19 protein-coding genes are annotated in these 19,819 nt (G+C 48.5%); 2 read left to right on the top strand and 17 right to left on the bottom strand.

Translation table 11 applies throughout. From position 1 onward, the window contains the following. Window positions 1-4 precede the first annotated feature (4 nt). The 8 genes from ACTQ3K_RS08390 to ACTQ3K_RS08355 form a co-directional block, all read right to left on the bottom strand. Entirely contained in the window at window positions 5-922 is a 918-nt protein-coding gene (locus ACTQ3K_RS08390; RefSeq protein ID WP_441568068.1) for an AAA family ATPase, read from the bottom strand. Next, complete coding sequence (gene larB / locus ACTQ3K_RS08385) at window positions 919-1,677, bottom strand: nickel pincer cofactor biosynthesis protein LarB (RefSeq protein ID WP_441568067.1); 759 nt, start codon at window positions 1,675-1,677, stop codon at window positions 919-921. The genes ACTQ3K_RS08390 and larB overlap by 4 nt, the downstream gene beginning before the upstream one ends. Before the next feature lie 89 nt (window positions 1,678-1,766). After that, window positions 1,767-2,603 carry an ATP-dependent sacrificial sulfur transferase LarE gene (gene larE / locus ACTQ3K_RS08380; RefSeq protein ID WP_441568066.1) on the bottom strand — a complete coding sequence of 279 codons (837 nt, stop codon included), beginning with the start codon at window positions 2,601-2,603 and terminating at the stop codon, window positions 1,767-1,769. Between the two features lie 15 nt (window positions 2,604-2,618). Continuing rightward, complete coding sequence (gene larC / locus ACTQ3K_RS08375; RefSeq protein WP_441568065.1) at window positions 2,619-4,052, bottom strand: nickel pincer cofactor biosynthesis protein LarC; 1,434 nt, start codon at window positions 4,050-4,052, stop codon at window positions 2,619-2,621. An 89-nt stretch (window positions 4,053-4,141) separates the two neighbouring features. Further along, window positions 4,142-5,248 (bottom strand): DUF362 domain-containing protein, encoded by a 1,107-nt coding sequence (locus ACTQ3K_RS08370; RefSeq protein WP_441568064.1) that lies wholly within the window; start codon window positions 5,246-5,248, stop codon window positions 4,142-4,144. A gap of 140 nt (window positions 5,249-5,388) precedes the next feature. Then, the gene (locus tag ACTQ3K_RS08365; protein ID WP_441568063.1) at window positions 5,389-6,873 is read right to left on the bottom strand and encodes an ATP-binding protein; all 1,485 of its coding nucleotides are present in this window, start codon (window positions 6,871-6,873) and stop codon (window positions 5,389-5,391) included. Between the two features lie 36 nt (window positions 6,874-6,909). Further along, window positions 6,910-8,253 carry a vWA domain-containing protein gene (locus ACTQ3K_RS08360; protein WP_441568062.1) on the bottom strand — a complete coding sequence of 448 codons (1,344 nt, stop codon included), beginning with the start codon at window positions 8,251-8,253 and terminating at the stop codon, window positions 6,910-6,912. A 15-nt stretch (window positions 8,254-8,268) separates the two neighbouring features. Next, window positions 8,269-9,399, bottom strand: a complete 1,131-nt coding sequence (locus ACTQ3K_RS08355) for a leucine-rich repeat protein (RefSeq protein WP_441568061.1) — start codon at window positions 9,397-9,399, stop codon at window positions 8,269-8,271. 212 nt (window positions 9,400-9,611) lie between these two features. Here ACTQ3K_RS08355 and ACTQ3K_RS08350 point away from each other — a divergent pair, with 212 nt between their 5' ends. Next, window positions 9,612-11,339, top strand: a complete 1,728-nt coding sequence (locus ACTQ3K_RS08350; RefSeq protein WP_441568060.1) for an ABC transporter ATP-binding protein — start codon at window positions 9,612-9,614, stop codon at window positions 11,337-11,339. Then, window positions 11,339-13,237 carry an ABC transporter ATP-binding protein gene (locus tag ACTQ3K_RS08345; protein WP_441568059.1) on the top strand — a complete coding sequence of 633 codons (1,899 nt, stop codon included), beginning with the start codon at window positions 11,339-11,341 and terminating at the stop codon, window positions 13,235-13,237. Before ACTQ3K_RS08350 ends, ACTQ3K_RS08345 begins: the two co-directional genes overlap by 1 nt. A gap of 121 nt (window positions 13,238-13,358) precedes the next feature. Here ACTQ3K_RS08345 and ACTQ3K_RS08340 read toward each other — a convergent pair whose 3' ends face one another. The 9 genes from ACTQ3K_RS08340 to ACTQ3K_RS08300 form a co-directional block, all read right to left on the bottom strand. Next, on the bottom strand, window positions 13,359-14,675 hold the full coding sequence (locus ACTQ3K_RS08340; RefSeq protein WP_441568058.1) for a glycosyltransferase family 2 protein: 1,317 nt from the start codon (window positions 14,673-14,675) through the stop codon (window positions 13,359-13,361). A 286-nt stretch (window positions 14,676-14,961) separates the two neighbouring features. After that, window positions 14,962-15,441, bottom strand: coding sequence for a low molecular weight protein-tyrosine-phosphatase (locus ACTQ3K_RS08335; RefSeq protein ID WP_441568057.1), 480 nt, complete (start codon window positions 15,439-15,441; stop codon window positions 14,962-14,964). Between the two features lie 232 nt (window positions 15,442-15,673). Further along, the gene (locus ACTQ3K_RS08330) at window positions 15,674-16,873 is read right to left on the bottom strand and encodes a site-specific integrase (protein WP_117918736.1); all 1,200 of its coding nucleotides are present in this window, start codon (window positions 16,871-16,873) and stop codon (window positions 15,674-15,676) included. Between the two features lie 81 nt (window positions 16,874-16,954). Next, on the bottom strand, window positions 16,955-17,185 hold the full coding sequence (locus tag ACTQ3K_RS08325) for an excisionase (RefSeq protein WP_117918738.1): 231 nt from the start codon (window positions 17,183-17,185) through the stop codon (window positions 16,955-16,957). Then, on the bottom strand, window positions 17,175-17,540 hold the full coding sequence (locus tag ACTQ3K_RS08320; RefSeq protein WP_117918740.1) for a type II toxin-antitoxin system PemK/MazF family toxin: 366 nt from the start codon (window positions 17,538-17,540) through the stop codon (window positions 17,175-17,177). The genes ACTQ3K_RS08325 and ACTQ3K_RS08320 overlap by 11 nt, the downstream gene beginning before the upstream one ends. Then, complete coding sequence (locus tag ACTQ3K_RS08315; RefSeq protein WP_117918743.1) at window positions 17,537-17,956, bottom strand: recombinase family protein; 420 nt, start codon at window positions 17,954-17,956, stop codon at window positions 17,537-17,539. Before ACTQ3K_RS08315 ends, ACTQ3K_RS08320 begins: the two co-directional genes overlap by 4 nt. Before the next feature lies 1 nt (window position 17,957). Next, the gene (locus ACTQ3K_RS08310) at window positions 17,958-18,308 is read right to left on the bottom strand and encodes a helix-turn-helix transcriptional regulator (RefSeq protein ID WP_117918745.1); all 351 of its coding nucleotides are present in this window, start codon (window positions 18,306-18,308) and stop codon (window positions 17,958-17,960) included. 143 nt (window positions 18,309-18,451) lie between these two features. After that, complete coding sequence (locus tag ACTQ3K_RS08305) at window positions 18,452-18,820, bottom strand: recombinase family protein (RefSeq protein WP_117918747.1); 369 nt, start codon at window positions 18,818-18,820, stop codon at window positions 18,452-18,454. A gap of 154 nt (window positions 18,821-18,974) precedes the next feature. Then, on the bottom strand, window positions 18,975-19,322 hold the full coding sequence (locus ACTQ3K_RS08300; RefSeq protein ID WP_117918749.1) for a helix-turn-helix domain-containing protein: 348 nt from the start codon (window positions 19,320-19,322) through the stop codon (window positions 18,975-18,977). Window positions 19,323-19,819 lie beyond the last annotated feature (497 nt).

Raw genomic sequence — 19,819 nt, 5'->3', positions numbered from 1 at the left:
TCTTTTATGAATCAAACACATCAGCTGCAGTCCAGCTCTCCGGTATCCGTGTCATGACCACATCGCTGATGATCTCCTTTTCAAAACTGTCAAAGGTCTTGTTGGTGATTCCCATACGGACCGCCAGATATGGTGCAAGGCCGCTTCTCACGATTCGCACCGCTGCCAGGAGCCCGCGCAGATCCAGTGCCCTGGTTGTGATCTCGCCATTGGCAGCCTTGATCTGAAGATCCAGGAACAAACCGGCCAGCTGCTCCATGGCCTTTTTGTTTCCGTCCGGAAAGGTTGTCTGTAAAATTTTCATCAGCATCGCCTCGTCCACCGGAGACATATCGATCACCAGGAACCGGGACACCAGCGCCTCATTCAGCTCCTTTGTTCCGGCATAGCCGTAGTTCATGGTTCCGATAAACCGTGCAGCCGGGTGGAGCGTAATTTTCTCATATCCGGGAATGTCAATGATACGGCGATGATCCAGTGTTGCATGAAGCACTGAAACAGCATCATTTTTCGCCATATTGATCTCATCCAGAATGCCGAAGCCGCCATACTGCGCACACTGAGTTACAGGTCCGCGCCGCAGAGTCACTTCGTTATTCTGAAAGGTATCCGTTCCGATGAGGGAGCTGCTGTCGGTATTCACATGGAAGGAAATATTATAGACCGGACGTCCGAATAATACCGCCAGATTCTCCGCCAGAACATTTTTTCCCGTGGCCTTGGAACCGCTTAGTAACAGGTTTTCCCCCTGTAATAACGCAGCAATCGCCTGCTCTAAAACTTCTTTTCCGTAAAAGGGAATCACGGGCTTCGCCATGCGGCTTTTCTGGCTTTCATCCACTGAAAATCTGTCCCGAAAAACGGACAGTTCGTGAATCAGTCCTTCATCCACGCCCTGTTCTCTTAATGTCTCTTCTGTCACTCCTTTTCTCCTCCTGCCAAAATCAGCCGGTTAATCTGTGCGCCCAGATATCCGGCTCCGAATCCATTATCAATATTGACCACTGCCATGCCCTCCGCACAGGAATTAAGCATTCCGAGAAGGGGCGCCAGCCCGTCAAAGCCGGCTCCGTAGCCGACGGATGTCGGAACTGCGATCACCGGCTTATCCACCAGTCCGGTGATGACACCGCCGAGTGCTCCCTCCATACCGGCTACAGCCACGATGCAGTTTGCCTTCCGGATCTCCTCAATTCTGGAAAACAGCCGGTGGATCCCGGCCACTCCCACATCAAAGACCCGAAGCACCCGGCTTCCGTGAAACTCTGCTGTCTGTGCTGCCTCCTCCGCAAAGGGAATATCCGCCGTACCGCCGGTACAGACTGCCACCAGCCCCTGCTGCTCTGCCGGCTTCGGCTCATATTTTAAAATCCGGGAGCTCTCATCATAATACACCTCCGGAACCGCGCGGAACACTGCCTCATATTGCTCCTTCGTGGCTCTCGTTCCCATGACATTCACACCTCTGTCCCGAAAGGTTTCATAGATATGAACCAGATGGGACAGCTCCTTCCCCTGGCAGAAAATAACCTCGCCGGTTCCGCGGCGTCTGCTTCTGTGGAAATCGATCTTGGCACAGCCGATATCCTTATACTCCTGTCCGCCCAGCATGATCTCCGCTTCTTCCATGGGCAGTGTCCCGTTTTTTACCTGTTCCAGTATCTCGCGTACTTCCATGATACCTCCTGTCTGCCTGTTCTTTTTCCTGCCTTTCAGACTCCGGTCTGCTTCCCATCTTTCCGAAGCAGCTTCGAGAAATTGTCCCTTTAATCTACCAGATCCATACTTCCCGAACGGAAGCCCTCCAGATCCAGCGTCACATAGACAAACCCCAGCTCCTTTAACCGGTTTACAATATCCTCCCGCATATTTACAAACACCGGAATCTGAGATTTTTCCACCTCGATCCGGGTGACAGGATCATAAAAGCGGATCCGCACCGAGCGAAAGCCCATGCTCTTTAAGTAAGCTTCCCCGGCCGCGATCTTTTCCAGTATCGGTGTCTCCAGCCTTGCTCCATAGGGCAGTCTGGTTGCCAGACAGGAATTAGACGGCTTCGATGCCACAGAAATGTCATATTTCTCCGCCAGAGCCCGCACCTGCGCCTTGGAAATTCCAAGAGTCTTTAAGGGGCTCATGACTCCCAGCTCCTCCAGCGCCTTCAGGCCCGGACGGTACGCCTTGATATCATCCGCATTTGTCCCATCCATGACCAGGCTGCACCCATGAGCATTCGCAAAGGCCTTAAGATTGGAAAACAGAAAATGCTTGCAGTGATAGCAGCGATCCTTAGGATTGTTCAGAATCGCCGGATTGTCCAGCTCATTGACATGGATCACCGCAAAATCCGCGCCGCACTCCAATGCCAGTTTTCTTGCCTCCGCTTCCTCTCCCTTCTCATGAAGAAACGTATCAAACATGACACCGTAAACCGTTCCGCCAAATTGTTTCTGCTGTCTGCTGGCCACAGTCAGAAGAAGCGTGCTGTCCACGCCGCCGGAAAAGGCAATACAAACCCCCTGTTTCACCGCGTCTCCTACACATTCTTCCAAATCCTGTTTTTTTCTGCGAAGTTCCTCTTTATTCTGTCCGTGTTCTTCCATACTTATCCCTTTCGGTTATCTTGCCTGAAGTTCTTCCGCCTGTCTCTGGATTCTTGCATAAGCCTCCTGGAAGGAAATTCCAGACTTCCCGGCATACTTCGTCACATCCTCATATTCCGGATAACAAAAGCTCCGCTCTCCTCTTGTCACAATCTTGACCTGCGCCGTTCCGGCGTCCGTTTCCACTGTCAGGATCTGACGCGGCAGAACCGTCCGCTCTACCGGATAACGGCGGATTCCAATGGTCGTTGTATGAAGGAACAGCAACTCCTCCAGCTCCTCCCGCTTCGCCTCGGTACAGATCACCTTGACGAGATAAGCCGGACGGTTTTTCTTCATAAAGGCCGGCAGATAGCACACATCTCTGGCTCCTGCCGCCAGAAGCTGTTCCATCACAAATCCAAGCGCCTCTCCGGTGGTATCGTCCACATTCGTCTCCAGCGTCCAGAGCGTCTCATTCTTTTCCACAGTTTTTTCTTCGTTTCCGGAAGCTTCTCTGCCCGGAGCTTCCATCCTTGTTTCAATCAAGCTTGCCCGCAGCAGATTGGCACGCGGAAAGTCCTTTTTTCCGGCACCCATACCGGTCTTTACGATCCGGTACACCTCCGGAAGTGCCTCCTGCGTCCGGATGCCTGCCGCAATGGCTGCTCCTGTGGGGGTTACCATCTCCCCCCGGTTTCCGGTCTGCCGCAGATATAATCCGTATGCCTCCGCAATGGCCGTCACCGCCGGAACCGGAACCGGAAGGATCCCATGCTGGCAATGTACATGACCACTGCCCTCATAAAGCTCCGAAATGACTGCCTCCTTAATTCCGAGATCATCGAGACAGATCGACACAGCTGCAATATCCACAATGGAATCCACCGCGCCCACCTCATGGAAATGGACCTGATCAATGGGCTTTCCGTGAACCTTCGCCTCTGCCTGCGCCACAATACCGAAAATCCTGAGCGCCGTTTTTTTCGCATCAGCTGTCATGGCCGACTGCTCAATGATTCCCGTAATATCTGCCAGATTCCGATGCGTGTGAGGGTGTGCATGATGCTCGTGGCCGTGCTTGTGCTCTTCATGGTCATGGGTTCCGTGGCCGTGGTCATGCTCGTGATCTTCGTGGGCATGAGCCCCGTGATCGTGGCCATGCCCGTAATCTTCGTGGTCATGCCCATGATCTTCGTGGGTGTGACAAGGCACGTATTCCTCATGACTGTGCACAGGATCTCCCTCCAGGTCATCATGACTTCCACCGTCCTCCGGTCCATCCAGGATCACCTCAAAGCTGCATGCCTCGATGCCGCATTTTACCCGGCGGCCGATCTCGATGCGGTATCCGTCCACATCGAGACTTTCAAGACCTGCCAGCAGTTTTTCCCGGCTGGCTCCCAGATCCAGGAGTGCCGCCACCATCATATCTCCGCTGATGCCGGAGTAACATTCCAGATAAAGCATGTGTTCTACCTCAATTTTTCCGTCTCAATCTTCCTGTCCTAAATTTCCTGTCCTAATTTTCCTGTCCTAATTTTCCGCTTCCATCATACTTATACTTCAATCAGTTCGTATTCACTGTTTCCAAGTCCGATTTTTACTCCATGCTCAATTCCGACCTTCCAGTTGGTATTGGGGCTTACCTGTCCGAAATAGTCCCGGTTCTCATGGCCACGGCTCTCACCGAGGATACTGTCCATGATGATAGGCTGCGCATTGACCGCATCGGCACATGCCACATCCAGCGCCACCGGATCAAAGGACGCAAACATTCCCACATTAGGAACAATGGCGCGGTCGTTTTCTCCGTGACAGTCACAGTAAGGGGACACATCGACTACCAGGCTGATATGGAAATTCGGACGTCCCTGAACCACCGCCAGGCTGTATTCGGCAATCTTCTTATTGATGATATCATGAGTCGCATCCTTGGCTGCCAGTACTGCGTCCTTGGGACAGACACCGATACAGCGTCCGCAGCCGACACACTTATCATGATTGATGGATGCCTTTCCATCTGTGAATTCCGGTGCACCGTGAGCACAGATCTTCTCGCACTGATGACAGCCGATACAGCGGCTCTGATCCACATAAGGCTTTCCGGTGCTGTGCATATCCATCTTTCCGGCACGCGATCCGCAGCCCATGCCGAGATTCTTCAGGGTGCCGCCAAAGCCGGTCATCTCATGTCCCTTGAAATGAGTCAGGGAAATGATCACATCGGCATCCATGACAGCCCGTCCGATCTTTGCAGCCTTCACATACTCCCCGTTTACCGGAACATCCACATCATCGGTTCCCTTTAATCCGTCGCCAATGATCACATGGCAGCCTGTGGAGAACGGAGAAAAGCCATTGACATAAGCCGTATCGATATGATCCAGCGCATTCTTTCTTCCGCCCACATAAAGCGTATTGCAATCCGTTAAGAATGGGCGTCCACCAAGCTCCCGCACCAGATCTACCACAGTTTTTGCGTAATTAGGTCTTAAATAGGACAGATTTCCGCGTTCTCCGAAATGCATTTTAATGGCCACATATTTATCCTGAAAATCAATGGTTTCCATTCCGGCCTTCTTCATGAGGCGGTTCAGCTTCATCTGCAGATTCTCGCCGATTTTTGCTTTCATGTTAGTAAAATAAACCTTGGACTTTTCCATTTTCCTTCTCCCTTCCTGATGGACTGCGTTCTGCGCATGCATGCGTTTCACAGTCTGTTTCCTGTTCCAATTCTGATCTCACACCTGCTTCTGTTCCTGCAAATCTGCGTTTTTTGCAGTCTCCTGCCAACTTCTTCTGATCAGTGGATCCGATCGGCTCCGGTCATAAGATCCCTGGCCTCCTCGATCTGCCTGCTGATCATCTGCTGCCGCTCGGCAAACAGCAGACCCTTATTATACTGATAATACCGGTCGCAGCCGTTCTCCCGGATAAACCAGGCACTGTAATATCCAGCCGTCAGTTCCGTGACAAAGAGCACCAGCTCCTGTCCCTTTCCGAAGGCCGCCTCCAGAAAATCAAAAGCATATTCCAGCTTTTCACCTGCTCCGTCCACCATGGTCTGGCGCTGATCCGCTGCCGCCGCAAAATCCTTCCTGACTTTCTCAAAGCTTCCTGCATTCAGATGCTGTTCCATCCAGGAAAGGACCCGTCTGCCCGTAAGCAGCCCCGCCTTGTCAAGCTGCGCTCCGGCGTTTGCCTTTTCAAAGGCCTCCAGTGCTTCCTGATACCGCTCCGAAAGGGAGCAGTCCTCCCGCTGAACCGCTTTTAAATGACCGAACAGCTCCGTCACGAACCGATCCTCCAGATAGCAGTTCCAGAACTCCTCCTCCAGTCTGGAAAGCAGCAGTCCCATAACGCTCAGCCTCTCATCGAAATCAGCGAACTTCAGTCTGGAAACAGCCGACGGGTCGATGACACCTGCAAGCACCTCATCCACCCTGTAATCCTCATGATACTTCTTATATAACTCCAGATAGTTGGCAAAATCCCTGGCAATCTTCGGATACTGGATGTACTGTCCCACCACCTGGGCATCTACATCCTTTCCCAGCTTCTCATAAACGTACAGCAACTGGGACAGATCCTCCCAGCCTCGCGCCGTGGCAAACAGCTGGCCGTCCACGGTTGTCTCCATTCGATAGAAATTGTTTTTCCGAAGCTCCAGATAAGAAATTACCGCACCGTGAAGCTTCTGCTTATATGCATATTCCTTCCAGACGCCAAAATCTGCCTCCACGTCCAGACGCTTCACACGATCCAGCGTCACCACATCAAAATCCCGGACCGATTTGTTGTATTCCGGCGGATTTCCCGCTGCCACAATGACCCAGCCCTCCGGCACCTTCTGATTTCCAAAGGTTTTGCATTGCAGGAACTGCAGCATCATAGGCGCCATGGTTTCAGACACGCAGTTGATCTCATCGATGAAAAGAATCCCCTCTTTTAAGCCGGTTTCCTCCATTTTTTCATACACCGAAGCGATGATCTCGCTCATGGTATATTCCGTCACGGAATAGGTCTGTCCGTCAAACTCCCGTTCCTTGATAAAAGGAAGTCCCACCGCACTCTGACGGGTATGGTGGGTGATGGTATAGGACACCAGCCCCACATGGCACTCCCTGGCGATCTGCTCCATGATCTGTGTCTTTCCCACCCCGGGCGGGCCCATGAGCAGCACCGGGCGCTGACGGATCGACGGAATCTCGTAGGCACCGTAGGCATCCTTCATCAGATAAGCCTCTATGGTATTTTTGATTTCCTCTTTTGCTCGTTTAATATTCAATGTTCCGGTTTCCTTTATCTTTTTTCTTCTTTAATTTTAAACAAATTTAATATTTTTGTCCAGCCGTTTCCCTGCTTCTTCCAGATCCGGTGCGGACAGGATCAGCCTCATGGCCCAGGGCGGAACAGCCACATCGGTATAGTCCTCCTGCATGAAAAGAAAAGCCACATCATAATCGGGGCGTTTTTTCGGATACCTTCCTTTTCCATCCGTGAAATACAAAAGTCCCTTTAAGCCACGAAGCTCTCCCTGCTCTCGAAGCTCTTCCACATGGGAGAACACCGGGCGAAAGTCCGTTCCTCCTCCGCCCTTTAGTTCAAAATGCTCCATATAATCCTTCAGTTCCTCAACGGAACCGATCCTCGCATCATGCTGGATCTTTTCGTCGCACTGAATAATATGGATCCCCACTTTCTTAAAAAAGCTTTCCGTTTCCAGCAGGATTCCGCAGGTCTCCGACAGAAAGGTTTTCACCAGCTCGCCGGAGCAGGACATGGAGGTGTCAATGGCAATGACAAAATCCTGGATCTTTTTGACCTCCTTATATTCCTGCGGCTCAACCAGGGGCATATTTCCGTAAAGGCGCAGCCCGTAGCTGTAAAATCCATAATCAAAGGAATCCGTATCCACCTGCATCTCCTCCCGCCAGACCGAAAATTTCCGAAGGAAACCGCGGTAATCCTGGCGGCGTCTGTTCTGGAGCTTCAGCTGATCCGTCAGGCTTCCATCTCCGTCTGTCTCCTCCTGCCCAAAGATGTCTGCTTCCGTCTCCGTCCGCTCTGCGATATCCTGCCAGCGGTTTTCCAGTGCCTCCATGGCCTCCGGCGGCGTGTCGGAATCCGGGTGCGGCCAGAACTGATGATCGTCCACCAGAAATAATTCCTTTAGCTTCTGAAGCTGCTCATCCTTCAGTCCCTTTTTCACCAGCACATGGTACACACCTTCCGCCGTCAGAACCGCCAGCGTTTCCCGCAGCTCCCGGTAAACCACCTGCCGTTCCGGCGAAACAGCCCGCCGCACACTGCGTTTTTCCAGCCCGTCGATCAGCGATTCCACTGCGATATCCGCCGCCAGATTCCAGTAGTCCTCCTGCCGGTCCCCCCGTCTGGTCAAGTGACGGAACAGACAGTGAAATACCATATGAAGATACAGGCGGTTCAACCCCTTCCGGCTTCTCTGATACAGTTCTGAAAGCCCATACGGCTCAAAATAGATCCGATATCCGTCGGTTCCGGCCGTCTGAGCTGCCGTGTCCATCTGATACCTCAGGCTGCAGAGTGCCAGATCCAGATACCGCATATTGAGATACAGCTCATTCCTGGCTGTCCCTAAAATTTCCTTTCCAATATAGTCCCATTTTTCGGACAGTTTCTGTGACATTCCACACTCCTATTCCTACAGCTCAAACATTTTTTTCTTTTTTGTCCCACCCTGTTTTTTATACTGGTAGTCCATCAGACAGCTTACGATCTCGGTCTTCCCCTGCTTTCCGGCCAGCTCCAGAAGCACCTCCAGCGCCGGCCTCCGTTCCTGTACCTTCTGATTTTCCGCCTCGCTCCCGGCCTCCGGCTGCGCCACCAGATCCTCTCCCATGGCCGCCATATAAAAATCTCCGCCGTTGTCCTCCAGAATCTCCGGCTTTGTTTCCGGTTCCCGCTCCGGCTCTGCCAGACCGTCAAAGGCTCCGACACCAGCTAGGAATGCCATTTTCTCCGGATCATTTTCCTTTAAAAGCACCGCTGCCGCGTCCCGGATCTTCTCGCTGAACCAGGCCTTATACTCTGCTGTGGCTTCCCCAGAGGATCCTTCCGGAAACCGCAGTCGGTCATAAGCAAGCTCCGTTAAAACAGCCGCCGGTTCCTGACGGATCGCCAGCTTAAAGAGGCTGTCATAATCCTTATAATTCATGATACCGTCCCGAAAGCACTGGCGGTAACGATAACCGGTGCCCTGAAAATGCATCTCAATGATCCGTGCCGGTACATTTTCCACCGATGACTCATAATATTCCGGAAACATGAGCGCATATCGTTCTCCGTTCTGCCATATATTCACCGAAATAGCATAACGAAGCTCCGACAGCATCAGTGCCAGACCTTTTAAGGGCATCGTCTCCTCCGTCACCCGATATTCCAGATGACGCATGCTGCCGCAGCCCATGAACGCACCGCTTCCGATCCGCCGGATATTCCCTGCAAAACGGATTTCCGAAAGCGCCGTACAGCCATAAAAAGCATAATCCCCGATAGCCTTTACGGTTTCCGGAACAGTAACTGCCCGAACCCGCCCACCGGCGATCCGCACGGAAAAATCCTCTTCAAACAGCGAGTCTCCCGTTTCTGTTCGCTTTATGCCATCCACCCGAAACCGTCTCGGCAGCTCTGACTCTGAAAACGCATAGGGACCGATCTCTGTCACCGGAAGTCCCTCAATACACTCCGGCACCTGCGGCGCCGGATCGGTTCCCCACGCCCTGCAGATCTTTACACCGCTGTTTTTTATGACATAGTCCCATGCTGTTTTCATGACTTTTTTGCTCCTGACTCTGTTTTTCACACAATTAATCGTTTCTCTCTACTATATACCTGTGAACCCGTGTTTTGTCAATGCTGTATTTCGTCATTTTACCCATTGTTTTTGCATAATGTTCCGCTTACAATATTCGAAGAAGCTCCCGGCAAGAAAGACACTCTTTTCTCCTGTAACCGTTCTTTTGCCGGCAGTAGACGGAGGTTTTTATGCTTAAACGACTTTTTACCTATTTAAAGCCTTATCGGCGCGCTACGATCCTTGCCGTTGCCTGCATCTGGCTGGAAACGATCTTTGAGCTGGTGATCCCCATGATCATGGCCGACATCATCGACGTAGGTGTTCCCAACGGGGATAAGGCTCTGATCTTCAGCCGCGGCGTCCTGATGATCGTCTGCGCCCTGATTTCTATGGTTTTCGGTGCCGGAAGTGCCCGCTACTCCGCCCTCTGCGGACAGGGCCTGGGGGCGGAGCTGCGAAAAGCCGAGTACGAAAAGCTCCAGAGCTTTTCCTTTTCCAACATCGACCATTTCCGGACTTCTTCCCTGGTAACCAGACTTACCAGCGATGTGACTGCCATCCAGAATTCCGTCTCCACCGGTATGCGTCCCGGCTGCCGTGCTCCCTTTATGATGATCTCCGCTCTGATCATGTCCTTTTCCATGAACTGGAAGCTGGCGCTGATCTTCTGCGTGGCATCACCGATCCTGGGGATCCTGCTCTTTTTCATCATTAAAAACGTCCGCCCGCTTTACGGGATCATGCAGGGCGCCGTGGATACGTTAAACCGGATCGTTCAGGAAAATTTAACGGCCATCCGCGTGGTAAAGGCTTATGTCCGGAAAGATTATGAAACTGCCAAATTCGAGGAGGCCAACCTGGAATTAAAGGATGCTTCCCAGCGATCCTTCGGACTGGCAGCCCTCAATATGCCTGCCATGCAGCTCGTCATGTACGCCACGATCCTCTGTATCCTCTGGATTGGCGGCCGGCTGATCCAGGGTGGCAGCATGCAGGTCGGCGAGCTCACCGGATTTTTAAGCTATGTGCTTCTGGTTCTCAACTCCCTCATGATGATCTCCAATGTGTTCATGATGCTCACCCGCTCTCTTGCCTCCTGCCGGCGGATCGTAGAGGTTCTGGACGAGCCCGTGGATATGACCGACGACGATGCCCGGGACATTCAGGTTACCAGCGGAGCGGTTCAGTTCGACCATGTATATTTCAAATATCAGGAATCTGCCCCGGAGTACGTACTTTCCGACATCACTCTTTCTATTAAGGCCGGTCAGACCGTCGGAATCCTTGGCGGTACCGGTTCCGCAAAAAGCACTCTGGTGCAGCTGATCCCCCGTCTGTATGATATTACATCCGGCTCTCTTACCATCGACGGCCATTCCGTCCGGGAATATCCCATGGAGCATCTGCGGGACGCCGTCGGCATGGTTCTGCAGAAAAACACCTTGTTTTCCGGAACCATCACCGACAACCTGCGCTGGGGCAAGGAGGATGCTTCAACGGAAGAAATCGAAGAGGCCTGTGCCGTTGCCTGCGTGGACGAATTCATCGGGAATCTGCCCCATGGCTATGAAACCGAACTGGGGCAGGGCGGTGCCGGTCTCTCCGGCGGTCAAAAGCAACGCCTCTGCATTGCCCGTGCGCTGCTTCGTCATCCGAAGATCCTGATTCTGGATGACTCCACCAGCGCCGTAGACACCGCCACCGAGGCCAGAATCCGCGAGGGACTTTCTACTTATTTGAAAGGTACCACAAAAATCATCATCGCCCAGCGGATCACCTCCGTTATGCATGCCGATCAGATTGTGATCCTGGACCGCGGACACATTCAGGCTGTCGGTACCCATGAGTCCCTTTTAAAGGACAATTTCATCTATCAGGAATTATATCATTCTCAGCAGGAAGGAGTTGGTTTATAATGGCACGCTATGTTGGATATAAAAAGCCGAAAAACACAAAGAAAACCATTGGCCGCCTGTTCCATTACCTTGGCGGACATAAGATCCTTCTTCTTCTCGTCTCCGTCCTTACCGCCATCGGCGCCTTAACCGGAATCACCGGCACCTACCTGTTAAAGCCGGTCATCAACCAATACATCCTCCCCGGCGATGTAAACGGTCTGTTTCGCATGGTTCTCCTCATGGGGCTCATGTACTTATCCGGTGTTCTGGCCACCTGGGGGTATAACCAGCTCATGGTTCGTATGTCCCAGAAGGTAGTCAGCGAGATCCGTCATGATCTCTTTGTCCGCACACAGGATCTGCCGCTTTCCTACTTCGATGCCCATACCCATGGCGAGCTGATGAGCCGCTTCACCGGCGATGTGGACACGATCAGTGAAGCTCTCAACGGCAGCTTTACCATGATCATTCAGAGTGCTATCGTGGTCATTGGCACCATCACCATGCTGCTGGTCCTCAACTGGCGGCTTTCCCTGATCGTGCTGTTTTTCATGGCTCTCATGTTCCTGTTTATCCAGTACAGCGGAAAACGGAGCCGCCGTTATTTCTCCGAACAACAGACATATCTCGGTTCTCTCACCGGCTTTACAGAGGAAATGGTCTCCGGTCAGAAGGTGGAAAAGGTTTTTCATCATGAAAAAAAGGACTTTGATGAATTCTGCCGCCGTAACGAAGCACTGCGGAAAGCATCCACCAAGGCTCTTACCTATTCTGGCATGATGATCCCCACCATCGTAAGCCTTTCCTATTTTAATTACGCAGTCTCCGCCTGTGTGGGCGGTCTCTTTGCCCTCTCCGGTCTCATTGATCTGGGAAGCCTGGCCTCCTATCTGGTTTATGTACGCCAGACGGCCATGCCCATGAACCAGTTCACCCAGCAGGTCAACTTTCTGCTGGCAGCACTGGCCGGTGCCGAACGAATCTTCGATATGATGGACGGAACACCTGAGCTTGATGAAGGAACCATTACGCTCTGCCGGGCAAAGGAGGTAAACGGAATTCTGACCGAGTGCGGCGCAGATGACGGCTTCTATGCCTGGAAATGTCCGACGGACAGACTTCCTGAGGACTTAAGGCCAGCCTATGAATCTGCTGTCCAAAACGGCTTCTGCCTGATCCCTTTAAAGGGCGATGTGCGGTTTCATGATGTCAGCTTCGGCTACACACCGGAGAAGAAGATTTTAAGCCATATTGATCTGTATGCCAAGCCCGGCCAGAAGATTGCTTTTGTCGGCTCCACCGGAGCCGGAAAGACTACCATTATCAATCTGATCAACCGCTTCTATGAGATTGACGGCGGTTCCATCACCTACGATGGCCTCAATATCCACGACATGAAAAAGAGCGACCTGCGCCGCTCCCTTTCCATGGTTATTCAGGATACGCACCTGTTCACCGGAACCATCGCCGACAATATCCGCTACGGCCGTCTGGATGCTGCCGATGAGGAGGTTGTGGCCGCCGCCAGGCTGGCCGGAGCCGATTCCTTCATCTGTCGTCTGCCCCAGGGGTATGACACCATTCTCCACAGCGACGGTGCCAACTTATCTCAGGGCCAGCGTCAGCTTCTTGCCATCGCCCGCGCGGCAGTCTCCGACCCGCCGGTTCTGATCCTGGACGAAGCCACCAGCTCTGTGGACACTGCAACCGAACGCCTTATCGAACGCGGCATGGATTCCCTCATGGAAGGCCACACGGTCTTCGTCATTGCCCACCGCCTCTCCACTGTACGGAACGCCAAGGCTATCATGGTTCTGGAGCACGGTCAGATCATCGAACGCGGCAGCCACGAAGAACTGCTGGCACAAAAAGGACGGTATTACAGGCTGTATACCGGACAGTTTGAGCTGGAGTAAACGATCAAGATACAAAAGACGGATCCCCTGATCCCAAGTGACTGACTTCCGATTGGAAGGAGTCTGGGATCAGGGGATCCGTCTTTCTGTCTGATTGAAACTATAATGAAGTCTATAACCTTTAGCCTCGGATCTCCTGCACGTCTTTTACGATGGTGTGACGGATCGGAACCCAGGTAACTTTTTTAAACAGTGCCGCTATGGAAATTGGAATGTACGTGAAAATGAAAATCGGGAATGTAAACAGGTACTGTATCTTTTTCCTTGTTTCACAATGGATCCGCTTCCACTCAGTAATGGTTGTCACCAGTCCGAAGAAAAACAGTGACATATAAATTCCCAGCAGACATCCGCCGATAGCTTCTGCCGATGCCTCAACCCAGAACAGCTTCCCGCTCAGCAATCCCATGATCCAGACTGCTCCGTTTACAAACATGGTAAACAGTGTCAGCAGTGTTGCCGGCGCCAGCGTCATCATCATATCATAGCACTGAAAATGATACCCGGCTCCGCTCTGATGCCTGCCGCCTTCTTTTTCATCACGGTAAATGTTTCCCTGCCTCCAGGGTATCATGCCGCCTAACAGTGCTTTTCCATAATGAAGAAATACCTGATAAAAACCTTTCGTCCAGCGCAGACGCTGATTCCAGGATTCCTTAAACCGGATCGGCTGTTCATCATAAAGCACCGCATCCTCACTATATCCAATAACACGTCCCTGAATCATGCTGTCCGTGGAAAACTCAATATCCTCCGTCAGCAGATGATGCTTCCAGCCATTGTTTTCCTGAATGATCTCGCTGGATACCAGAAATCCCGTTCCGGAGACAGCACAGCTGGTTCCGCACTGCATTCTCGCTCCATTCAGATATTTGGATTCCCGAAGGAACCACAATGCATAGCCTGCCGAAATCCAGTTGGAGCCGTAATTTTTAGAATTCCGATAGCTGGTCACAACGGCATATCCGTTATCAAATACCTTATTCATTTCCCGGATATAGTTTTCATCCAGCACATTATCGGCATCAAAAACCAGATATCCATCATAACTCTCCAGACCGACCGTCGTCTCGATCTGTCCAAACAAATAATTCAGGGCATATCCCTTTCCCACCTGAAACCGGTTAAACCTCTCATATACAATCGCCCGATGCGCCCGTGCCACCTGTGCCGTATCATCGGTACAGTTATCTGCCACCACATAGACGTCGATCAGATTCGACGGATAATTCTGGGAAGCAATGCTATCCAGCAGGCCTCCGATGACTGCTGCCTCGTTTCTTGCCGAAACAACCACCGCATACTTATGAAGTGTCTTCGCTTCCAGCTGCTTTCTCCGTCCCAACAATCGCAGGAACACAAACACCATCTGGTACAGATACAGCAGGCTGAACAGCACCAGGATCAGGAAATTAAAATTCTGAATCGTTTTAATCATAGGTCATCATTCCTCGTCTTTTTACTGGTTTTCAGCAGAGAATCCCCTGCTTTTCTCGTCAGCCTAGTATAACGGTAAAACTGTGACCATTCTGTGATGAAAGCATGAATATTTCCTTGTTTTTTCTAATAATTCTTCTGATGAATGTCTTCTTATTTTTTCCGCATTCTAACTCCGCTATCCACAGCTTCCCGCATTTTTCGAAAAATGATCCCCACAGTCTGCTTTCCTATTCCCTAAAACGGTTCCTGCTCCCAGCTGCTTTCGATAATCTATTGTTTCCTTCTCAACATTTTCCCTCTCTCTTCAGATATTCCAGAAATGCCCGGCACCCCTCTTCCACATCCCGATAGGTACTCCGGAAATCTCCCGTATACCACGGATCGCTGATGGCCCGCGGCTTTCCGGTATACGACAGCAGAAGCGAAATCTTCCCGCCGCGGTGCCCCGTCATCCGTTCCATATTGCGAATATTATTCTCATCCATACCGATCAGGTAATCATATTCCTCATAATCTGCCGCGGTCAGCTGGCGCGCCCGCTTTCCCGCGCAGGAAATCCCATGCTTTTCCAACTCCGCCCTTGCAGGCGGATAAACCGGATTCCCGACACCATTCCAGATCTCCTCCGATGACGTTGCCGCCGAAGCGATCACAAACTGATCCGAAAGACCCGCCTCCCGGACCATTGATTTAAACACAAATTCCGCCATAGGGGAACGACAAATATTGCCATGGCAAACAAATAAAATCTTGATTTTTCTCATATTTCCAGTATTTTCGGGCTTTTCAAGCCTTTTTACCTTTCTTCATTTTTCACTTATTCTGGCATATTTTGGCATATCTTTGCATATTTTTGTCATCAATTTTGGTAAAAACTTTGGTAAATTTCAAGTCTGTACCAAAGGCAAATCTGCCATTGGGAATCGACAGGTAAGAAATTGGGGATTAAGATAAATACTGGCATTCAGCCATTTTTCTCTCATTTTCATCAGGTCATTATGAATTAATTGCTTTTTGAAAATCTTCCTGTGCATCCTGAAATTTAACATGAGTATAGGTATTCATCGTAACACTGATATCCGAGTGTCCCATAATATACTGAAGCATCTTCGGATTCATTCCCGACTTAGCCATATTAGAACAAAATGTATGGCGACACACATGTGGTGTAATCGGCGGCATCTGAACCTTATATATGCTATTGTACTTTTCCCGAATATGTTGGAAATACTTTTCCCAATGTAATGCCACCATAGGCATATCATTCTTATCAAGGAATAAAAATCCTGTCATTCCATCAACCATCGGTTCAACTTTGGGATTGACCCTGTCCTTAAGTATTCTCTTGAAACAAGCCACCACCTCATCAGACATTGGAACATATCTCTCGCCACTTTCTGTCTTAGGCTTTTCAATGATATACTGCATCTGACTTGTTCTCTGTAATTGATGATTTACCCGTATTCTTTTGTTTTTAAAATCCAAATCTGATTTTGTAAGCCCACAGAACTCTGATATACGAAGTCCTGTGTTAAAGAGAATAAATATTGCATCATAGTACTTGCAAAAATGCGCATCTTCTTTTATGAATCTTAGAAATTCCCGCTCCTGCTTTCTTGTGACAGCTTCTCTTCTCACACTATCATTCACAATAACATTGACCAGTTCAAAGCCAAATGGATTTTTGCGAATCAAGTCATCTTCTTCCGCCATCTGAAATGCCGGTCTTAATACTCCCCGGATAGTATGAATTGAACTATAACCTTTTCCATCTACCCTCTGAAGCTTGATCAACCAGGCTTTCGCATCCGATAATTTCACTTTGTCGATTCTTTTTTTGCCAAAATCATCTTTTTTCAGCAGATTAATTACCGTCTTATAACCAGCATAAGTACTCTGTCTGACCCCTATTTTAAGACTTACATATTTCTCCACTAATTCAAGAACTGTAAGTCCTCCACCTCCTGGAACAAGTCCGTTAAACATATCCTGTTCCAGCTGTTTTTCCTTTTCTCTTAAAGAAAGCTCCATTTTCTTTCCTTTAGGTATAGGATCATTATGGTCCAAACGCCAACTATATAAATTCCCTTCATTTCCATGAATATCTACATATCTAAAACGATAACGTCCATCTGCTCTCTGGTACTCTCCTTCGTGAAGAATTCTATTGCGATTATCTCGTCTTTTCTCACTCATAGCTTTGTCTCCTTTCAAAAAAGAGAGCCCTAGCATGGTTATTGTACCACATTTGTGCCCCCTTTTCTACTACTTTACATATTAAATTGCAGTTGACTCTGCCAGAAATTGCTCAAATTTCTCTTTCTTAAACAAAACTTTGTTTCCTACTAACAGATAAAACTCCCCATTTGGATGGATATCTACAATTTGTCTAAGTCTCTTTTCACCAATGTGATAAAACTGTGCCGCTTCAGTTACAGAAAGCAAATATCGCTTCCATATAGGAATATCTATACTCTGATTCTCTAATTCATTTTCATCATCCATCATATTCTCCAATCTGCAGCTGTCTGACTAACATCGCATCAACCTTTTTTATTGCATCTGTGCTGACAATCATCCCGGCAGTCTGTATTATCTGTTCCTCATTTATTGTGACAAGCTGCTCCGGTAAAAACATTGTTGTATGTCTTAAAAATCCTCTAATTTCTGAAGGCTCAATATTGAAATGTACTGGAATATAATCCTTTTTCAACTTAGTTGTCCCCGGAACAACTGTGTATACAGGTGATTTTCCGTTTGCTTTGTCGCAGCTTATTACAATACATGGTCTCCTTCCAGCTTGTATATGCCTGAGTCCACTTTTTAATTCAGCCCACACAATCATATTTCTCTTTATCTTCACTGCAGATCACCTCTCTTTGGTGGAATATACAAGTCAACCTTGGGTTCCTTCTCATCTACACTGAATAATCTATACCCAGCTTCCCTTACTGCTCCTATTTTTAAATAAGAATCTGCTATTCCGTCTGAAATAGCATCGAGATTTGTTACGATAAGCGCATCTGCCTTTCCTGCTCTCATATATCTTATTGCCTTATAAAACACTTCATCCCTTAATCGTCGTCCAAAAATTCCTCTTCGGAATACTTTCATAGGAATAAGATTGTTATTGTCAGCAAATTCCATGATTCGTTTCAACTGCTTATTTTCCTTTTTCTCTGCTGCAATACAGTCATTCTCCTCATCAGAAGACAACATCACAACACACTTTATCGGCTGTATGGTCAGTGGCTTTTTCTTTCTTCCTGCTCTTCTCATTTCAAACCACTTCCTTTCTTGCCTCTAAGCCTTCAATAAAAATCAAACATGTAGACATTGCATATTCTCTATCATTTGGTTTAAGCATCTGCAATTTATCTTCCAATACAGACAAATCTTTATTCTCATGTTTTTCCCTGCTTTCAATTCCAAACAATGTATTAGGATCTACTCCATACTTTGTTACAATCTTCAGCATAAGTTCCAGACTCATCCGATGTCTTCCCTGCTCAATTTGCGAATAATGAATATAACTTACATCAAGGCTCTCCGCCATATCATTCTGTGTATATCCATATTTATTTCTAATACTTCTCAAAGTATTACCAACTGCATAAATATCATATATCATCCTGAATAACCTCACTCTCTAACCGATTCATGATGTATTCCACTGCCTCAGCCTCTGTTGGGCATTTGATGACTGGCTTCCCATAGTCATCAAATACCACTGTTTCAGAAGCAAATACAATGTAGGAATACCTGCCTGAATTCCTAACACTCAATCGCATAATTGTTGTACCTCGCACTCATAGTACCAAGGTCAAATATTGTCACACCCAAATCATTTATGCGATCCATCATTGACTTTAAATCTTCCGGATTTCTTGTAATCTCATAAATATCTTCTACGACAAGTACCTTGTAATCTGAAATCTCAAGAATTTCCATCAGCTGACGCATCTGAGGTCTGTCAACCGATGTAGATGCTCCATCATCTACAACAGTCTGATCACACTCAATTCCCACACTTAAAGCATATGTCTGATCAAGTTCTTTCTGTCGGTTCACATTATTCATACTCATCATTGACTTTATAAACAAAAGTCCTTTGTAAAGTTCTTTTCCGTTATACTTTTTCATGGCTATTACCTTCCTTAATTGAAATATTAAAGAAAGCATTGTGCACGCCGCTTTCAAACTCTGTGCTGTATCTCAAGCACAAGTATATTGTAATCTGCCACACCTTAATTGCCGACCGTGTACAGGCGACAATTATGTCGTGTAAACACGACAATCACTTTTCAACTGACACGCTTTTCATTGCTTTCATCATTGCAAGACACTGTCTTATCTGCAATTCATCCATATCTGAAAGAACATCCATTGCCTCAGATAATAGTTCTGAATTTTCTTCATTCTTTCCATACATTATGAAATCAACAGATACACCAAGTACGATTGCCAGATTATCTAATGTCTGTGTCTTAAAATCTCCACCATTTTCAATCGCAGATAATGCTTGTCTGCCTATACCTACTCTATGAGCTAACTCATCCTGTGATAATCCTATCGCCTTTCTCCTGTCAGCAATTCGTATTCCTCTCTCATAATCCTTTTCTCTTGTCTGTGCTTTACTGCTCATAAATCCTCCTTGCCGCCCTTGGAAACGAACAAGTCGGATTACCCTTTACATCACAAAAAAGACGCACGAGGAAACCAGTATCATAAATACTGTTCGTTTCCCCTGCGTCTCTGGTGCTTCCATCTTTCGATGTGCCCTTATCAGGTGGGCTGTAATTTAATTTTCAATCATTATATTCTGAAAGTCCCATTCTCAGAATGTTCCTTCATCATTCCCTCGGAATACTTCTTAAGTATCATCACTCGCTTGCATCTGTCACACTTAATTCCAATATTCTGAAGTGCCACAGCGAAATCATCACCGCATACAAAGTATTCCATCATTAACTTGTTGCATTTTTTACATCTAATTTCTATAACATTTCCTTTGTTCAATTCAGTTCGCTCTGATGTTAGCATCTAATTAGTACAAAACAAAAATGAGATATTCCCTTGATACAAATAAAATGTATAATAACAAGAGGAGGAACTCATCATGTCATGTAAGAAAACTCAACA

The sequence above is a fragment of the Candidatus Paralachnospira sp. LCP21S3_A2 genome (genome assembly GCF_052118925.1).
Taxonomy (GTDB): Bacteria; Bacillota; Clostridia; order Lachnospirales; family Lachnospiraceae; genus Lientehia.
The sequence above is the reverse complement of the archived record's forward strand: the minus strand, read 5'-3'. Positions and strand labels throughout refer to the sequence as shown.